The 18,593-nt window shown below is 68.3% G+C and carries 16 protein-coding genes; 12 read left to right on the plus strand and 4 right to left on the minus strand.

Annotated features, from left to right (window positions below; all coding sequences use genetic code 11):
• Window positions 1-158 precede the first annotated feature (158 nt).
• Genes IHD13_RS05085 through IHD13_RS05095 form a run of 3 tightly spaced genes read left to right on the plus strand, consistent with a single transcriptional unit; the run spans window position 159 to window position 3,648 of the window.
• Window positions 159-1,121, plus strand: a complete 963-nt coding sequence (locus tag IHD13_RS05085) for a TAXI family TRAP transporter solute-binding subunit (protein ID WP_195859956.1) — start codon at window positions 159-161, stop codon at window positions 1,119-1,121.
• Window positions 1,122-1,139: 18 nt separating this feature from the next.
• Window positions 1,140-1,634: a DUF1850 domain-containing protein gene (locus IHD13_RS05090; RefSeq protein WP_195859957.1), complete on the plus strand. Its 495-nt coding sequence runs from the start codon at window positions 1,140-1,142 to the stop codon at window positions 1,632-1,634.
• A 10-nt stretch (window positions 1,635-1,644) separates the two neighbouring features.
• Window positions 1,645-3,648, plus strand: a complete 2,004-nt coding sequence (locus IHD13_RS05095) for a TRAP transporter permease (protein ID WP_195859958.1) — start codon at window positions 1,645-1,647, stop codon at window positions 3,646-3,648.
• An 8-nt stretch (window positions 3,649-3,656) separates the two neighbouring features.
• Here IHD13_RS05095 and IHD13_RS05100 read toward each other — a convergent pair whose 3' ends face one another.
• Window positions 3,657-4,229 (minus strand): YbaY family lipoprotein, encoded by a 573-nt coding sequence (locus IHD13_RS05100; protein WP_195859959.1) that lies wholly within the window; start codon window positions 4,227-4,229, stop codon window positions 3,657-3,659.
• A 219-nt stretch (window positions 4,230-4,448) separates the two neighbouring features.
• On the opposite strand from IHD13_RS05100, the gene purE reads away from it, so the two are divergent.
• Window positions 4,449-4,973 carry a 5-(carboxyamino)imidazole ribonucleotide mutase gene (purE, locus tag IHD13_RS05105; RefSeq protein WP_195859960.1) on the plus strand — a complete coding sequence of 175 codons (525 nt, stop codon included), beginning with the start codon at window positions 4,449-4,451 and terminating at the stop codon, window positions 4,971-4,973.
• Window positions 4,974-4,999: 26 nt separating this feature from the next.
• The gene (locus tag IHD13_RS05110) at window positions 5,000-6,115 is read left to right on the plus strand and encodes a 5-(carboxyamino)imidazole ribonucleotide synthase (RefSeq protein WP_195859961.1); all 1,116 of its coding nucleotides are present in this window, start codon (window positions 5,000-5,002) and stop codon (window positions 6,113-6,115) included.
• A gap of 167 nt (window positions 6,116-6,282) precedes the next feature.
• Here the strand turns inward: IHD13_RS05110 and IHD13_RS05115 are convergent, their stop codons facing one another.
• Window positions 6,283-7,227 (minus strand): LysR family transcriptional regulator, encoded by a 945-nt coding sequence (locus IHD13_RS05115; RefSeq protein WP_195859962.1) that lies wholly within the window; start codon window positions 7,225-7,227, stop codon window positions 6,283-6,285.
• Between the two features lie 172 nt (window positions 7,228-7,399).
• Here IHD13_RS05115 and IHD13_RS05120 point away from each other — a divergent pair, with 172 nt between their 5' ends.
• On the plus strand, window positions 7,400-8,242 hold the full coding sequence (locus tag IHD13_RS05120) for a hypothetical protein (RefSeq protein WP_195859963.1): 843 nt from the start codon (window positions 7,400-7,402) through the stop codon (window positions 8,240-8,242).
• A gap of 87 nt (window positions 8,243-8,329) precedes the next feature.
• Here the strand turns inward: IHD13_RS05120 and IHD13_RS05125 are convergent, their stop codons facing one another.
• Window positions 8,330-10,345, minus strand: coding sequence for a PhoX family protein (locus tag IHD13_RS05125; protein WP_195859964.1), 2,016 nt, complete (start codon window positions 10,343-10,345; stop codon window positions 8,330-8,332).
• Between the two features lie 153 nt (window positions 10,346-10,498).
• Here IHD13_RS05125 and IHD13_RS05130 point away from each other — a divergent pair, with 153 nt between their 5' ends.
• Together IHD13_RS05130 and IHD13_RS05135 are read left to right on the plus strand one after the other, a co-directional pair.
• Window positions 10,499-11,794: a ferredoxin reductase family protein gene (locus IHD13_RS05130; protein ID WP_230086145.1), complete on the plus strand. Its 1,296-nt coding sequence runs from the start codon at window positions 10,499-10,501 to the stop codon at window positions 11,792-11,794.
• Window positions 11,791-12,588, plus strand: coding sequence for a cytochrome b5 domain-containing protein (locus IHD13_RS05135; RefSeq protein ID WP_195859965.1), 798 nt, complete (start codon window positions 11,791-11,793; stop codon window positions 12,586-12,588). Before IHD13_RS05130 ends, IHD13_RS05135 begins: the two co-directional genes overlap by 4 nt.
• Here the strand turns inward: IHD13_RS05135 and IHD13_RS05140 are convergent.
• Window positions 12,573-13,358, minus strand: a complete 786-nt coding sequence (locus IHD13_RS05140) for a TraX family protein (protein ID WP_195859966.1) — start codon at window positions 13,356-13,358, stop codon at window positions 12,573-12,575. The two genes, IHD13_RS05135 and IHD13_RS05140, sit on opposite strands and share 16 nt — an antisense overlap.
• Before the next feature lie 145 nt (window positions 13,359-13,503).
• Between IHD13_RS05140 and IHD13_RS05145 the strand changes: the two genes are divergently transcribed.
• The 4 genes from IHD13_RS05145 to IHD13_RS05160 all read left to right on the plus strand — a co-directional run bounded on the left by IHD13_RS05145 (window position 13,504) and on the right by IHD13_RS05160 (window position 18,431).
• The gene (locus IHD13_RS05145; protein WP_195859967.1) at window positions 13,504-14,883 is read left to right on the plus strand and encodes a glutamine synthetase family protein; all 1,380 of its coding nucleotides are present in this window, start codon (window positions 13,504-13,506) and stop codon (window positions 14,881-14,883) included.
• Window positions 14,884-15,027: 144 nt separating this feature from the next.
• Complete coding sequence (locus IHD13_RS05150; protein WP_195859968.1) at window positions 15,028-16,413, plus strand: aldehyde dehydrogenase family protein; 1,386 nt, start codon at window positions 15,028-15,030, stop codon at window positions 16,411-16,413.
• A gap of 41 nt (window positions 16,414-16,454) precedes the next feature.
• A complete protein-coding gene (locus IHD13_RS05155) occupies window positions 16,455-17,639 on the plus strand; it encodes an iron-containing alcohol dehydrogenase (RefSeq protein ID WP_230086146.1) in 1,185 nt (394 codons plus the stop codon).
• 39 nt (window positions 17,640-17,678) lie between these two features.
• Window positions 17,679-18,431: a glutamine amidotransferase-related protein gene (locus IHD13_RS05160; protein ID WP_195859969.1), complete on the plus strand. Its 753-nt coding sequence runs from the start codon at window positions 17,679-17,681 to the stop codon at window positions 18,429-18,431.
• Window positions 18,432-18,593 lie beyond the last annotated feature (162 nt).

The raw sequence follows: 18,593 nt of genomic DNA on the forward strand, positions 1-18,593 counted from the left end.
TGCAAGGTTTTGCCGTGGCTTGCCAGGGAAAAGTGCAGGAATTTTTCCTTATTCCTTGGTCGCAGTCGGCGGCCAGCGTTGAGCGGTGAATTCCAGAACCTGCTAATTTTGACCTCGACGACAGGCCAACAACAACCATGACTTCCTGGAGTGATCCCATGCCACGATTCAAGCTTACCCTGGCTGCCTCCCTGCTGGCCCTGGCCCCGGCCGCCTTCGGCCAGCAGCTCTCCATCGCCACCGGTGGTACCGGCGGCACCTACTACCCCTATGGCGGTGGCCTCGCCGAATTGATCAACAACCATATCGAGGGCGCCAGTGCCGTGGCCGAGGTCACCGGGGCCTCGGTGGAGAACATGGGCCTGGTGTGGCGCGGCGATTCCGACCTGGCCCTGGCCCTGGCGGATACCGTTTACCAGGCCTATAGCGGCACCGGCGACTTCGAGGGGCGCCAGCTGGAGAATATTCGTGCCCTGGCCTCCATCTACCCCAATGCGGTGCAGTTGGTGACCCTGGCCGATTCCGATGTGCACTCCCTGGCGGACCTGCGCGGCAAGCGGGTCTCGGTGGGGGCGCCGGGCAGCGGCACCGAACTCAATGCCCGGGCCCTGCTGGAGGCCAATGGCATCGACTATGACGACTTCACGCCCCAGCGCCTCAACTTCAACGAGACCGCCGATGCCATCCGCGATGGCGATATCGATGCCGGCTTCTGGAGCGTGGGCCCGCCCACCAGCTCCATCCTCAACCTGGCCACCACCCGGGATGTGCGACTGGTCGGCCTGACCGACGAAGAGATCGCCAATGCCCGGGAGGTGGAGCCGGTATTCGCCCCCTACAGCCTGCGGGTGGGCATCTATGACGGGGTAGAGGAGCCGGTGCAGACCATCAGTATCCCCAATGTCCTGGCGGTGAGCAGCGAGATGGACGAGGAACTGGCCTACCAGATCACCAAGGTGCTCTTCGAGCACACCGATGAGCTGATCGCCATCCACCCGGCGGCCAATGACACCACCGTGGAGTTCAGCGTCGACTCCACCCCCATCGCCTTCCATCCGGGGGCGCTGCGCTATTACGAGGAGGTGGGGGCCGAGATCCAGGAGCACCAGCGAGGCGACTGAGGCACGACGGACGCCGTGATGCCGTGTGGCCCGATCGCACGCCGCCGCGCCCTGGGCGCGGCGGCGTTGCTGCTGTCGCTGCTGTGGCCGCCTCTGGCGAACGCCGACGGGGCCCGTCTCGCCGTGATCGATGAACACGGCGACACCCTGTTGAACCTGCCCATGCCCGAAGGCGCCGGCTGGTGCCTGGCATGGAACCATTCGGTGGCGGGCTTTCCGGTGCATGACTGCTACCGTCACCAGCGGGGACGCATGGTGCTGGAGCGCAGCCACTTGCCGGACTTCGCCGCCGGCCTCGATCATATTCCCGGTCGCGGGCGCCAGGTGTCCGATGGGCGGGGCGGCTACTGGATCGAGGCCATCGACGAGCCGGTACCCGGCAACGCCTATCGCCTGCGGGTCGGCTCTCCGCGGGTCGATCATCGACTCCTTTTCCAGGGCCAGCGGATCTCCCTGAGCGACATCGCCGCCGGCGAGCGGGTGACGATCCGGCTGCATCGCCCCTTACCCTGACGAGACGCCCATGAGCGAAACCCCCAACCCTCCCGTCACCGTGCCCGGCGGCAGCGCTATCCAGCCGCGGCTCGTGCTCTGGTTGATCACCCTGGTGGCCATCGGGCTGTCGCTGTTTCAGCTCTACTCCGCGGGCATCCAGCCGCTGGGGCTCTTCTACCAGCGCAGCATTCACCTGATGCTGATCATGCTGCTGGCCTTCCTGATCTTCCCGGTGTTCGGCCCCCACCGTAAACGGGGTGTCCTGGGCTGGGCCATCGATGGCCTCTTCCTGGCCGGGGCCCTGATCACCGGGGGCTACCTGGTGCTCTACCTGGACGAGATCATCCGTCGCGCCGGCTTCTGGAGCCAGACCGACATCCTGGTCGGCGTCATCGCCGTGATCACGGTGCTGGAGGCCAGCCGCCGGGCGGTGGGGCTGGGCATGACCATTATCGGTGCCATCGCCATCCTCTATGCCTTTGCCGGCCCCCGGGGGGAGCTGCCCTGGCTCGGGCAGTTCCTGCCGGGCATCCTCGAGCATCGCGGCTACAACATCGACCGGGTGGTGGGGCAGCTCTACCTGGGCCAGGAGGGGATCTTCGGCCTGCCGCTGGGGGTGGCGGCCACCTATATCTTCGTTTTCGTGCTGTTCGGCGCCTTCCTGGAGGTGACCGGGGCCGGCAAGTTCTTTATCGATATGGCTTATGCCGCCACCGGCCGCCAGCGCGGCGGCCCCGCCAAGGCGGCGGTGATCGCCTCCGCCGGCATGGGCTCCATCTCCGGCAGCGCCATCGCCAACGTGGTGACCACCGGCGCCTTCACCATCCCGCTGATGAAGCGCCTGGGCTACAAGCCCCACCAGGCCGGGGGCATCGAGGCGGCGGCCTCCACCGGGGGGCAGATCATGCCGCCGCTGATGGGGGCCGGCGCCTTCCTGATCGCCGAATACACCCGGGTGCCTTACCTGGAGGTGGTCAAGGTCAGCATCCTGCCGGCGATCCTCTACTTCTCCACCGTCTATCTGTTCGTGCATATCATCGCCCTCAAGCAGGGCATGCAGGGCATGGCCCGCGAGGAACTGCCGCAGATGCGCGAGGTGATGCGCGAGGGCTGGCACTTCCTGCTGCCCCTGGGGGTGCTGGTGTGGCTGCTGGTGATGCATATGTCGCCGATGCGGGTGGGCTTCTATGCGGTGATCACCATGGTGGCGGTGGCGGCGCTGCGCTATGCGGTCTGGTACTTCTTTATCGCCCCCCGGCAAGGGCAGGCGGTGACCCTGGCCAGCACCTGGCGGGTGGTGAGGGCGGGGCTCGCCAAGCTGCTGGAGGGGCTGGAGCTGGGGGCGCGCAATGCCGTGGCGGTCTCCATGGCCTGCGCCGTGGCCGGGATCATCGTCGGGGTGGTGGGGCTCACCGGCCTGGGGCTGAAGTTCTCGGCCATGATGATGGCCTTCTCCGGCGGCAATATCGTGCTGGCGCTGATCATGGTGCTGCTGGCCAGCCTGGTGCTGGGCATGGGGTTGCCGGTGACCGCCAGCTATATCGTGCTGATCGTGCTGGTGGGCCCGGCGCTGACCGCCGAGTTCGGCATCCCGCTGCTGATCGCTCACCTGGTGGTGTTCTGGTACTCCCAGGACTCCAACGTCACGCCACCCATCGCCCTGGCCGGCTTCGCCGGGGCGGCCATCGCCGGCTCCAAGCCCATGGCCACCGGGGTGCAGGCGTGGAAGTTCGCCAAGGGGCTCTACCTGATCCCGGTGTTCATGGTCTTCAATCCGGAGATCATCGTGGGTGGCCCCTGGCCGGTGCTGATCTGGAACGGGCTTATCGCCATCCTGGCGCTGGGGGCCTTCGCCGCGGCCCTGGAGGGCTATCTCTTCACCCGCATGGGCTGGTTGCCGCGGCTGGTGATCGTGCCGGCCATCGTGGCGGTCTTCTACCCGAGCCTGGCGGTGGAGGCGGCCGGGGTGGCGGTGATGGCACTGGCACTGGGGGGCAACTGGCTGGCCAGCCGGCGGTCTCCCGCCGGCTAAGCTGGGGGTCAGTCGACGTCGACGTCGGTCGCTTCCGTCGCCTCGACGTCGGCCTCGCTGGCCGTCTCCTCCTCGGCCTGGGGCGCCGGCTCGGTGACCCGGGTCAGGATCAGTTCCTGGGCCTCGGCCTGGGGGGCGGTCAGGTCGACACCGTGGTGCTCGGTGGTGGTCCACAGCAGGTCACCCTCGGCGTCGCGGATCTCGCCGCGCAGGGCGTAGCGGTGGTTCGCTGCCACCTCGGCGGGATCGTAGGCGAGGCTGAAGTCGATGGGGACCTGGCCCTCGGGCATCAGGTGTTTCTCGTCGAGGATCTCCGCCGGGGCATCGGCCAGGGAGACATCCAGCAACTGGACGATGATCAGGCTGTCTTCCGGCAGGGCCATGCGTTCCCGGTAGCTCAGGCTGCCGCTCAGGGTCGCCGGCTCGGCCGCTTCCGGTGCGGTCTCGCTGGTGGGGGTATCGGCGGTGCTCAGGGTCACCTGGTCGCCATTGGCGGTGGCGGCGGGGTCGTCGGATTGGTCGCAGCCGGCCAGGGCCAGGCCGGCGGCGAGGGCGGTGATCAGGAACAGGGGACGCTTCATTGATTCTCTCCTTGCTGGGAAACGGCTGCGATGGCCGGCACTCCCGCCGACGCCATTACCTTAGCAGCGGAGTGCGCACGAAGGGTGAAAGCCGGCGTCGCCAGGGGGCGACGCTGGCCACTTGGTCAAGATGACGCCGGGGCAAGGCCTGGGTAGAATACGGCCCCTTCGAATTTCACCCACACTTGATAACAGGCACCCCTTGCCGAGGAGCAGGCCATGCAGTCGTCCCACGAGGCGCCGTCCACCTCATCCCCACGCGTTGGCGTGATCATGGGCTCCAAGTCCGACTGGCCGGTGATGGAACATGCGGTGGCCATGCTGGAACGGCTCGGCGTGCCTTACGAGACTCGGGTGGTATCCGCCCATCGCACCCCGGACCTGCTCTTCGACTACGCCAAGTCCGCCGCCGAGCGGGGCCTCTCGGTGATCATCGCCGGGGCCGGGGGCGCCGCCCACCTGCCGGGCATGGTGGCCTCCCAGACCGCCCTGCCGGTGCTGGGCGTGCCGGTGGAGTCCAAGGCCCTCAAGGGGCTCGATTCGCTGCTCTCCATCGTGCAGATGCCCGGCGGCATCGCCGTGGGCACCCTGGCCATCGGCAAGGCCGGGGCCACCAACGCGGGCCTGCTGGCGGCGCAGATCGTCGGGTTGCAGGATGCCGGGATCCGTCAGGCGGTGGAGGCCTTCCGCGCCGAGCAGACCGAGACGGTGCTCGACAACCCGGACCCCCGTCCCCATTCCTGAACCGTGCGATGACTGAGGAAGCCACCATGAATATCGGCGTTCTGGGTGCCGGCCAACTGGGCCGCATGCTGGCCCTGGCGGGTTATCCCCTGGGCAATCGCTTTACCTTCCTGGATACCACCGGTCATCCCAGCGCCGGTATCGGCGAGGTGCTGATCGACACCGACCAGAAGCACCTGGCCGATTTCCTGGCCAAGGTGGACCTGGTCACCTACGAGTTCGAGCACCTGCCGGTGGCCCTGGTGCAGGCCATCGAGGAGGTCAAGCCGGTCTATCCCTCCAGCGAGGCGATCCGGGTCTGCCAGAATCGCGCCGAGGAGAAGGCGCTGTTCGATCGCCTGGGCATTCCCACTCCCGCCTATCGCCTGGTGGAGCATGCCGATGAACTGGAAGCGGCGGCCCGGGAGCTGGGCTGCCCGGTGGTGGCCAAGTCGGTCACCGAGGGCTACGACGGCAAGGGGCAGGCGGTGATTCGCGATCCCGCCGAGGCCCAGGCCGCCTGGCGTGCCATCGGTCACCCCAGGCTGATCGTCGAGGCCTTCGTCGACTTCGTGCGCGAGGTGTCGATCATCGCGGTGCGTGGCCGCGATGGTCAGGTGGTCTTCTATCCGATGGCCGAGAACGTCCATGTGGACGGTATCCTGCGCTATTCGGTGGCGCCCATGCCGGACCTGGACGAGAGCGTCCAGCAGACCGCCGATGGTTACATCCGTGCCCTGCTCGACGAGCTGGACTATGTGGGGGTGCTGACCCTGGAGCTGTTCCAGACCCGCGATGGCAAGCTGCTGGCCAACGAGATGGCGCCCCGGGTCCACAACTCGGGGCACTGGACCCAGGACGGGGCGGTGACCAGCCAGTTCGAGAACCACCTGCGCGCCATCCAGGGGCTGCCCCTGGGCGATACCGCGGCGCGCCAGCCCACCTGCATGATCAACGTGATCGGTCGCGAGGGCGAGCCTGCCGAGATCCTGGCGATCCCGGATGCCCATCTGCATCGCTACGACAAGAGCGAGCGCGCCGGGCGCAAGCTGGCCCATGTCAATCTGGTGGCGCCGACCCATGCGGCCTTGCTGGAGAGGGTGCGGGCCTGCGCGGGCCTGCTGCCGGAGGCGCCGGCGCCGCGCTTTAGCTTCGAACCCTGATAAGCCGGCCCCTCGAGGGGACCGCCTCGGCTGACGACGCCGCCCCTTGGGGCGGCGTCGCTATTTCTGGGTCAGGCTGAGGTGGACATAGCTGTCGGCTGATCGCCTGGACCTCGCGGCTGTTCTGGGCCAAGTCGGGTCAGCAGGCCGCGGATCCCGGGGGGAGGTTATGTCTGGTGGCTGATCGCCTGCACCTCGCGGCCCGCCTGGGTCAGCAGGCCGCGGATCCAGCGGTGGGCCGGGGCGTGGTGCTGGCGGTCGTGCCACAGCTGGTAGAAGCGCATCGGCGGAAAACCGATGGGGCAGGGACGGATGGTCAGCGGCAGCAGCCGGGCGTAGAAGTCGGCGAAGTGGCGGCTGGTGGTGAAGACCAGGTCGCTCTCCTGGATCAGGTAGGGGGCCAGGGTGAAGGACTGCACCTCGATCACCTCGTGGCGCTCCAGGCGCAGGCTGGTCAGGTAGCGGTCGATGACGCCGCGCTGGCTGCGCGAGTAGGGCATGGGGACCACATGGCCCGCCGCCAGGTAGGCCTCCTGGTTGAGAGACGGCTCGGCGGCCAGGGGGTGGGTCTCCGCCATCAGGCAGACGATCTCGTCCTCCAGCAGCATCGACAGGTGCATGCGCTCCGGCGGCTCCGGCCAGTTGCCGATGACGATATCCAGCTCGCCCTCCGCCAGCGCCGACTCGAAGTCGTAGTCGGGACCCAGGGCATGCACCGACAGGCGTGCCTGGGGCGCCTGGTCGCGCAGCAGGCGCACCGCCGTGCTCATGAAGATCGGCGCCAGGTAGTCCGGGGCGCCGATGCGGAACTGCTGGCGGCTGCTGGCCGGGTCGAACTCCGCCGGTGACTCGGTAAGGCGGTCGATCTCGGCCAGGGCGCGGCGGGCATGGGGCAGCAACTCCAGGGCGCGCTCGGTGGGCACCATGCCCCCCTTGTCGCGCACCAGCAGGGCATCATCGAAGATCTCGCGCAGCTTCTTGAGCGCCGCGCTGATCGCCGGCTGGGACTGGTGCATCAGGATCGCGGTGCGCGACACATTGCGCTCGTCCAGCAGCAGGCAGAGTACCCGGAGCAGGTAGGTGTCCAGTGGATCCTTGGTTCGGTTTGCCATCAGGGCCCCTCGGCTCGTTGCATTGTCTTTATCGTATATAAGAGTTCCGTGATCCGGACTATGGGGCCACGACGGTGTTCATTCTCGTCGAGGCCCCTAGACTGTGGAGTCACATCCTTCTTTATGTATACAGGATGTTGCTCATGATAACGACAATATGTGGAGACAATCCATGACACAAGCTAGCAAGGGTATCGGCCTGGGCGTGGGACTGGCCCTGGTACTTTCCGCCACCACCGCGACTGCCGCCACCTGGAGCGATACCTCCATCGGCTACCGTTTCGGCACCGAATTCACCGAACCGGCCAACGACGAAGACATCCAGAAGCATATCATCAGCTTCACCCATGCCAGCGGCTACGCCTATGGACAGAACTTCTTCAACCTGGACCTGCTCCAGTCGGATCGCAACGATCCGGCCAACAACAGCGAGACCGGAGCCACGGAGGCCTACCTGGCCTACCGCCACCAGCTCCACTATGGCGGTGTCTTCGGCGAGGCGCTGAGCTTCGGCCCGGTGCGTGACGTGGCGCTGACCGCCGGCTTCGACCTCAACACCAAGAACACCGCCTTCGCGCCCCGCAAGCGGCAGTTCGTGGTGGGGCCGACCCTCAAGTTCGACCTGCCCCGGGGCTTCCTGGACGTCAGCCTCTTCTACAGCCGGGAATGGAACAACTGCGGCTTCTGCGACCCCAGCCGGGTGGTCTTCGATCCCTATGCCCAGCTCAACGTGGCCTGGGGCGTGCCCTTCGATGCCGGCCCCGTGCCGATGAAGTTCCAGGGCTTCTTCAATCTCAATACCTCCAAGGGCGAGGATGGTTTCGGCAACGACACCACCTCCGAGCGCCTGCTGCGGACCTCGCTGATGGTGGACGTGGGGCAACTGGCCTGGGGCGAGAGCAACAACCTCTGGGCCGGGGTGGGCTACGAGCACTGGCGCAACAAGTTCGGTAACGCCGATGGCCCGGGTGTCGATACCGATGCGGCCACCTTCAACCTGGAGTGGCACTTCTAAGCGGTTCGGCTCGCGCTTGCCGTTCGATCGTGTGTATACAAAGAGGCCCCGCCGAAGCGGGGTCTCTTTGCGTGTGGCGTCGGGCGATCAGGCGCCGACCACGCCACCATCCTCGCGACTGATCACCAGGGTCGCGGAGCGCGGGATGGCACTGCCTCCCTGCGGCCAGTGACTGGCGTAGTCGCCGGTGGCGAAGGCCTCGGCCTCGGTGGTGGCGCCGGGGTGCTGGACGTTGACGAAGAGGGTGCGCTGGTCCGGGGTGGTGATCACCCCGGTGATCTCCTGGCCGATGGGGCCGGTGAGGAAGCGCTTGATCTCGCCGGTTTCCGGGTTGGCGGCGAGCATCTGGTTATTGCCGAACACCTCATAGATACCGCTGTTCATCACCGACTCGCTGATATCGGTCTGGATCCAGACGCGACGCTCCGGGTCGATCCACAGGCCGTCGGGGCTGGCGAAGATCGCCTCCTCTTCCAGCGGGTTGCCGGCCAGGTCGCGGCTGTCCTGCTGGTCGCCGGCCAGCACGAAGAGATCCCAGGCGAAGCGGGTGGCGGTGTGGGTACCGTCCTCCCGCCAGCGGATGATATGGCCGAAGCTGTTGTCGGCGCGGGGGTTGGCGGCATCCTCCTGGCCCGGCTCGCGGCGGGTGTTGTTGGTCAGGGTGAAGTAGACCTGGCCGGTGGCCGGATCCACGGCGCCCCACTCCGGGCGGTCCATCTTGGTGGCCCCGGCGACATCGGCGGCGCTGCGGGTATTGACCAGGATATCGGCCAGATCGGCAAAACCGTTCTCCGGGGTCAGGCCGTTCTCGCCGGGGGCCAGGGCCAGCCACTCGCCGCTGCCATCGTCATGGAAGCGGGCCACATAGAGGGTGCCTTCGTCGAGCAGCGAGCCATCGGCGCTGGCGGCCTGGTAGGGACGTGCCGAGACGAACTTGTAGATGTACTCGAAGCGGGCATCGTCGCCGGAGTAGGCGACCACCGGCTGGCCCTCCACCGCCGGGGCGAAGACCACCCCCTCGTGGGCGAAGCGCCCCAGGTGGGTGCGCTTGACCGGCATGGCCTGGGGATCCCGGGGATCGATCTCGACCATGTAGCCGAAGGTGTGGGGCTCGTTGCGGTAATCCTCGGCGGCGGAGGCGCCCCGGGGGGTGGCGTCGAAGCGCACGTACTCGTCGGCGCCACCGACGGCCCGGTGCCACTGGTAGCGGCTGGTATCCCGGGTGGTGATGCCGTAGCGGGCCTGGCGGCGATCGATATCGCTGGCCTGGTTGGCGAAGTAGCCGGCCCAGTTCTCCTCGGCGGCCATGTAGGTGCCCCAGGGCGTGACGCCATGGGCACAGTTGTTGAGGGTGCCGCGGGTACGGGTCCCCTCCGGGCTGTAGTGGGTCACCACGTGGTCGGTGCCGGCCACCGGCCCGGCCAGGCGCATCGGCGTCAGGCCGGTGATGCGGCGGTTCTGGGCGTCCTTGATCACCTGCCACTGGCCGTCGTCGCCGCGGCGGATATGCACGATGGAGACGCCGTGGGCGTTGAGCTCCCTGAGCACCTGGTCGGCCTCGCGGCGGCCATCGGCCAACTGCGGGAAGCCATTGCGATCCAGGGCCAGGCCGGCGGCGGCGGCATGCATGAAGCGCGGCTCGATGTATTCGTGGTTGAGCACCAGCAGGCCCTCGTCGGAGCGACCGTCGAGGGGGAAGAAGTGCATGCCGTCGTGGTGGCTGCCCACCTGCTGGGCCTGGTCGGCGCCGCTGTTGTCGAGGGCGAAGTCGGGGACCCCCTCGGCCAGGGGCGTGCCCCAGGGGATCAGCGCCTGGACCCGATAGCCCGCGGGGACCACCACGCGGTCGGCGGCACTGGTGGGAATGGCGGTGAAGCCCAGGCTGGGGCCGCGGCCGCCCTGGCCGGCGAAGGCACTGCCGAAGGGCAGGCTGGTGGCCATGGCGCCGGCTACGGCGGCGGCCAGGCTGCCGCGCAGCAGGCTGCGGCGGCTCAGGCGTCGGTCGAGGATATCGCCGAAGTAGGCGTTATCGGAGGCATTGCTCAGGGGTTCGTCGCCGGCGGCCAGTACCGGGTCCGTGGAGCCAGGGAGATGCGAAGTCATGGTCGGTTCCTTGTGAATAACGACTGGGCAGTGCCGTATCTTCGTTATCGACCATGACCATCCGATGACCATGACCTGGATCAATCGGGGCGAGGGACCGCCTTGTCATCCTGGCGACCTGTACGACACTGAGCCAGAGGCGAGGAGGACGCGATGACGATATGGCGGCGACCCTATGCCGGCGACCTGCTGGTGGTGTTATTGGTGCTGCTGCCGCTGGTGGTGGCCCTGCCGCGGCTGGGCTGGCCGGGCCCCGGGGCCATGGGCTGGCTGAGCTGGCTGGGGCGAGTCAGCGGCATCCTGGGGCTGGCGATGATGCTGGTTACCGCGGCGCTCTGCGTGCGCCTGCCCCGCTGGGATCGCTATTTCGGTGGTCTGCCGCGGCTCTGGCGGCTGCACCGGGGACTCGGCTTCTGGGCCTTTATTCTGGTGATGGTGCATGTGCTGAGCCTGGCCCTGGCGGCGGTGCCACTCTCCCTGGAGGCGGCGGCCCTGACCCTCTTCCCGCCCTGGCACCAGGTGGCGATCTGGCTGGGCTGGCTGGCCTGGGGCCTGATGGTGATCTTCCTGGCTCCCACCTTCGATTTCTTCGGCAAGCTCCATTACCAGGGTTGGAAGCGCCTGCACCTGCTCTCGGCGGTGGCGCTGATCGCGGCCCTGGTGCATACCCTGTGGCTGGCCGGCGAGAGTGCCCTCTGGTGGTTGCTGGGCCTGCTGGCCTTGGGCGCCATCTTCTGGCGCAAGGCCATCGCCCCCCGGGTGGCCCGGTTGCCTTACCGGATCGAGAACGTCGAGCCCCTGGCCCGGGGGGTGGTGGAGCTGGCGCTGCGTCCCGAGCATCATCGCCTGCGCCATCGGGCGGGTCAGTTCCTCTATCTCACGCCCCTGGACGAGGCCCTGAGCGCCGGGCGCGGCGAGGAGCACCCCTATACGATCTCGTCGGCCCCCGACGACTCGCATCTTCGCATCGGCATCAAGGACCTGGGGGACGCCAGCCGTGCCCTGCAGGCGGTGACCCCGGGCAGCCGGGTGCTGCTGGAGGGGCCCTATGGTGACTTCTTCGCCCGTCACTTCCCCCAGCGTCGACCGCTCTGGCTGGGGGGCGGCATCGGCATCACCCCCTTCGTCGGCATGGCCCGGGAGATCGCCGCCACCGGCGTCGGCGAGGCCCAGCTCGTCTACCTGGCCAACGGCCCGGAGCGTGCCTACTACCTGGATGAGTTGCGGCGCATCGCCGAGGCTCACCCCGGCTTCGGCGTCACCGCCCACTTCTACCGCAAGGAGGGGCCGCTCACCGAGACCTTCCTGCGCCATCACTGCCCGGACTACATGGATCGCGAGATCTACCTGTGTGGTCCGCCGGCGATGGTCGACCACCTGCGTCGGCTGTTGGCCGACCAGGGCGTTCCCACCCAGCGTATCCACAGCGAGGTCTTCGATTTCCTATGAACAAGCTCGCCTATACCGCCTTTATTGCCTTCGTCAGTGCCGTGCTGACCCTGGCCTCGGTCACTGCCCTCTCTTCCCAGAGTGATGAGGCACCCGAGGCCCGTGAGATCACCCCCGAGGAACTGGCCCGCCATGACCATGCCGGGAGCTGCTGGAAGGCGATCCATGGCCGGGTCTATGACCTGACCGACTACCTGCCCTTCCACCCCAGCGACGAGGCGCTCTTCCTCGAGTGGTGTGGCAAGGAGGCCAGCGAGGGGTGGGACAACAAGCGCCCCGGGGTGCCCCATAGCCCGGCGGCCGCGGCCCTACTGGAGCGCTATCGGGTGGGCACCCTGAGTGGCTGGGAGGCCCCCGAGGCGGTGGCCGAGGAGCCCGCGGCGCCCCGGGAGGCCCGGGCCGGCATCGACCCGCGCCTGGCCCAGGCCCAACTGGGACTGCCCCTGGATGGCACCTACCGGGGCGGCTTCGCCGACCGGGGCTATCATCAGGTGCAGGTGCAGTTCCGCCTGGATGATGGCCATATCCATGATCTGAGCTATCGTCACCTCTACTACGGCGGCATCGACTACCTGGCCCTGGAGGAGGGGGACAGCCTCCAGGCGGTGATGCGCCAGCATCAGCAGATCGCCGAGCGCCTGGAAGGCGCCCCACTGGCACGGCTCTTCGCGCTCTACACCCCGGAACATCTGGTGGACGATATCGACGGCTTCACCGGCGCCAGCCTGCGCGGCGCCAAGGTCGCCTCCGCCATGCGCGATGCCCTGAACCGGGGCGTCTATCGCTGGCCCTGAAACGGCAGCCAGGCGACAGAGAGTTCGCCAAGGACGGCGAGGCCCAGCGCCAGCAGGGCGAAGTGTCCCGGGTACCAGGCCCGCCATAGCCAGCGGGGCAGGGGCCAGGGCACCCGGGGCAGGCCGGCCCCGGCCATGGCCCAGGCCAATAGGACGCCGGCCAGGGCGAAGGCGCTGGCCTGAATCCCCGGGTTGAGCAATGCCGCTATCGCCAGGGCCGGCAGGCCGGCTATCCACCGCTGCTCCGGCGGGGCCGCTTGCTGCGAGAGCGCCAGCATCAGCGCCGGCACCAGGGCCAGGCCCGCATGGCCGAACTCCACCCAGAAGCCCAGTGCCCACCAGGCCCCCAGGGAGAGCACCAGCCCCGCCCAGGGAAGAAGGCTTCGGGCCAGGGCGCTGCTCTCCCCGTGGGCCCATTGGGCCAGGGCGCCCTTGGCCCAGTGGGCCCAGGCCAGGCCCGCCGCCAGGGTGAAGCAGACATTCAGCACATAGGGCGCCTCGGGGCGTGGCATCAGCGCATAGGGGAGCTGGGCGAGCCCCCCGATCAGCAGGATGCGCCGGGCATAGCGCAGCGGATCGCGGCTGGTGTGGTAGTCGTGCCAGGCCACCATGGCGGCGAACAGCGGGAAGGCCAGTCGTCCCAGGCTCTCCGGCCACCAGGCCAGGGCGCTCTCGGGGCCGAGCAGGTGGCGGACCAGATGATCGGGGCTCATGGTCAGCAGGGCCAGCCACTGGGCCCAGCCGACCCAGCGGGAATCGATGCTTGGCATGGAGGCTCCGGAGTCAGGGGCCCTGACGATAGCGACTCGCAGCCGGCGCCGCCACCCTCGTTGGTGCCAGGGTTGACGGTGCCATCTGTTGACGTCGGAGGGCTGCGCTAGGCTGCTATTTCCACCCTTATCAGGAAAGGGCGCCATGAGTCGACTGGAACCGAGAGCGGTCAAGACGCCGGCGGATGCCCGGCGCATCGTCGAGGCGCGTGGCCTGAGCCACGTCAAGGTCGGGATGTTCGATATCGACGGGGTGATGCTTGGCAAGTACATGCACAAGGAGAAGTTCTTCCACGCCCTGGAGTCGGGCTTCGCCTTCTGCGACGTGGTGCTGGGCTGGGACAGCAAGGACGAGCTCTACGACAACGTGAGCTTCACCGGCTGGCATACCGGTTACCCGGATGCGCCGCTGCGGATCGTCCCGGAGAGCTGCCGGGGCGTGCCGGCGGAGGGCGAGATGCTGCTGTTCCTGGCCGAGTTCGCGGGGCCCGCCGCCGAGCTCTGCCCCCGGGGGCTGCTGCAGCGGGTGCTGGAGCGGGCTCGGGGCCTGGGCTTCGAGGCCTTCGGCTCCCTGGAGTACGAGTTCTTCCTCTTCCAGGAGACCCCGGAGTCGGTGCGCGAGAAGGGCTTTCGCGACCTCAAGCCCTTCACTCCGGACATGATGGGCTACTCCATGCTGCGCAGCTCGGTGCACAGCGAGCTCTACCACGAGCTGCTGGGGCTCGCCGAGGCCATGGACTTCCCCATCGAGGGGCTGCATACCGAGACCGGCCCCGGGGTGCTGGAGGCGGCGATCGCCGTGGATGGCGCCCTGGCCGCCGCCGACAAGGGCGCCCTGTTCAAGACCTTCACCAAGGTGTGGGCCCAGCGCCGAGGCCTGATGGCCACCTTCATGGCCAAGTGGTCGCCGGACTACCCGGGCCAGAGCGGCCATATCCACCTGTCGCTGCGCCACGCCGACGGCGGGGCCTCGGCCTTCTTCGATGCCGACGCCCCCCACGGGATGAGCGCCACCCAGCGCCACTTCGTGGCCGGCCAGCAGGCGCTGATGCCGGAATTCCTGGCCATGTTCGCTCCCACCATCAACAGCTACACCCGGCTGATTCCCGGCTTCTGGGCCCCCACCGATGCCACCTGGGGGGTGGAGAACCGCACCACGGCGCTGCGGGTGATTCCCGGCGGCGACAAGTCCCAGCGGGTGGAGTACCGGCTGGGCAGCGCCGATGCCAACCCCTACCTGGCCGTGGCGGCGGCCATCGGTGCCGGCCTCTACGGCATTGAGCAGGGCCTGGAGCCGGACGAGGCGGTGCGCGGCAATGCCTACGAACTCGAGCATCCCGCCCATCAGGCCCTGCCGCGTACCCTGTGGGAGGCGGCCCAGCGCCTCAAGGCCTCGGCGCCGGCCCGGGCGCTGTTCGGCGACGCCTTCGTCGAGCACTTCGCGGCGACCCGGGAGTGGGAGGAGCGGCAGTTCCGCCGCCATATCACCGATTGGGAATTGGACCGCTACTTCGAAATTATCTAAGCGCCCCGGCATGGACGCGACTTCCCCAGCCATGGGGATCGCGAAGACGCTGTGAATCCATCCCTGGACGCTCGACTTTTTCATCCCTGAAAAAGACGCTTCGCTCTACCCCATGGCTGGCGTCGCTTGGAGCCGAGGTTGGTTATGCCCATACAACAGACGATTTCCCCGGTGGATGGCTCGGTCTATGTGCGGCGCGAGCTGGCCGAGGGGGCCCGGGTCGAGGCGGCCCTCGACCGGGCAGTGGCCGCCCAGCGCGACTGGCGTGCCCTGAGCCTCGCCGAGCGCGGCCGCTACTGTTCCGCCATGGTGGATGCCATGGTGGCGCGCCGCGATCTCCTGGCCGAGGAGCTGACCTGGCAGATGGGCCGGCCCATCGCCGTGGCCGGCGGCGAGATCGGCGGCTTCGAGGAGCGCGCCCGGACCATGATCGCCCTGGCCGAGTCGGCCCTGGCGCCCATCCGCCTGCCCGACAAACCCGGCTTCACCCGCTATATCAGCCGCGAGCCCCTGGGGGTGTCGCTGATCATCGCGCCCTGGAACTTCCCCTTCATGACCGCGGTGAATGCCCTGGTGCCGGCGCTGATGGCGGGCAACGCGGTGATCCTCAAGCACTCCGCCCAGACCCCGCTGTGCGCCGAGCGCCTGCAGCAGGCCTTCGACGAGGTCGGCCTGCCCGAGGGGGTCTTCCAGCACCTGCACCTGGCCCATGCCACCACCGAGGCGCTGATCCGCGATGCGCGCATCGCCCAGGTGGCCTTTACCGGCTCGGTGGCCGGCGGCGCCATGGTGGAGCGCAATGCCGCCGGGCGCTTTATCGCCACCGGCCTGGAGCTGGGCGGCAAGGACCCCGCCTACCTGCGCGGCGACGTGGACCTGGACAGCGCCGTGCCCCGGGTGATGGACGGCGCCTTCTTCAACTCGGGGCAGAGCTGCTGCGGCATCGAGCGCATCTATGTGCAGCGCCAGCGCTTCGATGACTTCCTGGAGCGGGCCCTGGCCTGGCTCGGCCAGCTGCGGCTCGGCAACCCCACCGACCCCGCCACCACCCTGGGGCCCCTGGTGCGACCGGCGGCGGCGGACTTCGTGCGCGGCCAGGTGGAGGAGGCGGTGGCCGCCGGCGCCCGGGCCTGGATCGATCCCGGCGACTACCCGCTGTCGCGGCCGGGCAGTGCCTACCTGGCGCCCCAGTTGCTCACCGGGGTCGATCACGGGATGCGGGTGATGCGCGAGGAGAGCTTCGGCCCGGTGGTGGGGGTGATGGCGGTGGAGGACGACGAGGAGGCGATCCGGCTGATGAACGACAGCGACTTCGGCCTCACCGCGGCGCTCTTCACCCGCGACCTGGAGGCCGCCGCGGCCCTGGGGGAAAGGCTGGAGGCGGGCACGGTGTTCGCCAACCGCTGCGACTACCTGGACCCGGAGCTGGCCTGGACCGGGGTCAAGCGCTCGGGGCGTGGCTGCACCCTCTCCCGGGTCGGCTACGAGACCCTGACCCGGCCCAAGTCCTTCCATCTGAAACATGCCTGACGCCCTAAGCTTGAAGGGAAAGCGGGAGAAGCGAGGTCGCTATGAGCCAACACGAGATGAGTCGCTTGACCACCAGCTGGAACTATCCGGCGCAGATCCTTACCGGGGCCGGGCGCATCCGCGAGCTGCCCGAGGCCTGTCGGGCCCTGGGCATGGCGGCGCCACTGCTGATCACCGACCCGGGCCTGGAGCAGTTGCCCATGGTCCACGACGCCCTGGCCGCCTGCCGTGGTGCCGGCCTGGGCATTGCCCTCTTCAGTGCCATCAAGGGCAACCCCACCGGCAAGAATGTGCTGGATGGGGTGGCCGCCTTCCGCGACGGGGGCCACGACGGGGTGATCGCCTTCGGCGGCGGCTCGGCCCTGGACGCCGCCAAGGCGGTGGCGCTGATGGCGGGACAGCGGGAGGGCTTGTCGCTATGGTCCCTGGAGGACGTGGGCGACAACTGGCGCCAGGCGGATGCCGCGGCCATCGCGCCGGTGGTGGCGATTCCCACCACCGCGGGCACCGGCTCCGAGGTGGGCCGCGCCTCGGTGATCACCGACGAGCAGGCCCATGTGAAGCGCATCATCTTCCACCCCGGCATGGTGCCGGCCACGGTGATCCTCGACCCCGAGCTCACCACCGGCCTGCCGCCGTCGATCACCGCCGCCACCGGCATGGATGCCCTGTCCCACTGCCTGGAGGCCTGGTGCTCCCCCAACTATCACCCCATGGCGGAGGGTATCGCCGTGGAGGGCATGCGCCGCATCCGCGACCATCTGCCTCACGCCTATGCCGACGGCGGCGACCTGGAGGCGCGGATGAACATGCTGGTGGCCTCGATGATGGGAGCCACCGCCTTCCAGCGCGGCCTGGGGGCCATGCATGCCCTGGCCCATCCCCTGGGGGCTCTCTATGATGCCCATCATGGCACCCTCAATGCGGTGCTGATGCCCTATGTGCTGCGGGCCAACGAGCGGGCCATCGGTGAACCCATGGTGCGTCTGGGGCGCTACCTGGACCTGCGCCAGCCGGGCACGGCGGCGGTGATCGACTGGGTACTGGAGCTGCGCGAGCGGCTGAAGATTCCGCCCACCCTGGCGGCCCTGGGCATCGACGCCCGTCAGGCCGACAAGGTGGCCCAGATGGCGGTGGCGGACCCCTCCGCGGCCAGCAACCCCATCGCCCACGACGCCGAGGCCTATCGGGCCATCTTCGTGGCGGCGGTGGAGGGCTCTCTCTAGCCGCCGATGGCCTCGTCCCGGAACGACAAGGAGGGCAGGATGGCGTTACATATTGGACTGCTGCAATGCGATGACGTGGCGCCGGAACTGCGCGCCACCCATGGCAACTACCCGGCGATGTTCGAGGCGCTCCTCACGGCCGTCGAGCCCGACCTGGAGTTCTGCGTCTGGCGCTGCCTGGACGGCGAGATTCCCGAGGAGGTCGAGGCGGTGGATGCCTGGCTGACCACCGGCTCCAAGTTTGGCGTCAACGACGGCCTGGCCTGGGTCGACGACCTGGCGGCCTTCGTGCGCGAGCTATGGCGGGCCGGCAAGCCCCTGGTGGGTATCTGCTTCGGCCACCAGCTGATCGCCAAGGCCCTGGGCGGTGCGGTGGAGCAGAGCGCCAAGGGCTGGGGCGTTGGCGTCTCCTTCAACCACCTGGACGAACGGGCCGAGTGGATGACGCCCTGGCAGCCGGAGCTGAACCTGGTGGTCAGCCACCAGGACCAGGTAGTGCGCCTGCCCCCCGAGAGCCGGGTACTGGGGGGCAGCGACTTCTGTCCCTACTACCTGATGCAGGTCGGCGAGCACTTCCTCGGCGTGCAGGGCCACCCGGAGTTCGCCAAGCCCTATTCCCGGGACCTGATGGCCCTGCGTGGCGACCTGGTAGGCGAGGCGCGGGTCCGCGAGGGCCAGGCCTCCCTCAACGCCCCGGTGCACGATGCCCTGATGGCTCGCTGGATCCTCGAGTTTATGCGTCGGGGCGTCGAGCGGCGACAGGGCAGGGCGCGTCCGGGGGCGTCTTCGTAACCTCGATAACCTTCCTTAACCCTGTGGTAACGAATTACCGGGTCATTTCTTGCCCGCGGGCAAGAAATGACCCGATTTTCGGGCCACTTCTTGCCCGATCGAAATGTTTTTACCGCGCTTATTTTTATAATTCGTTGATTATCAATGGCTTTGTGGTTTCTG

It is taken from the genome of Halomonas sp. 328 (assembly GCF_015645095.1).
GTDB lineage: Bacteria > Pseudomonadota > Gammaproteobacteria > Pseudomonadales > Halomonadaceae > Bisbaumannia.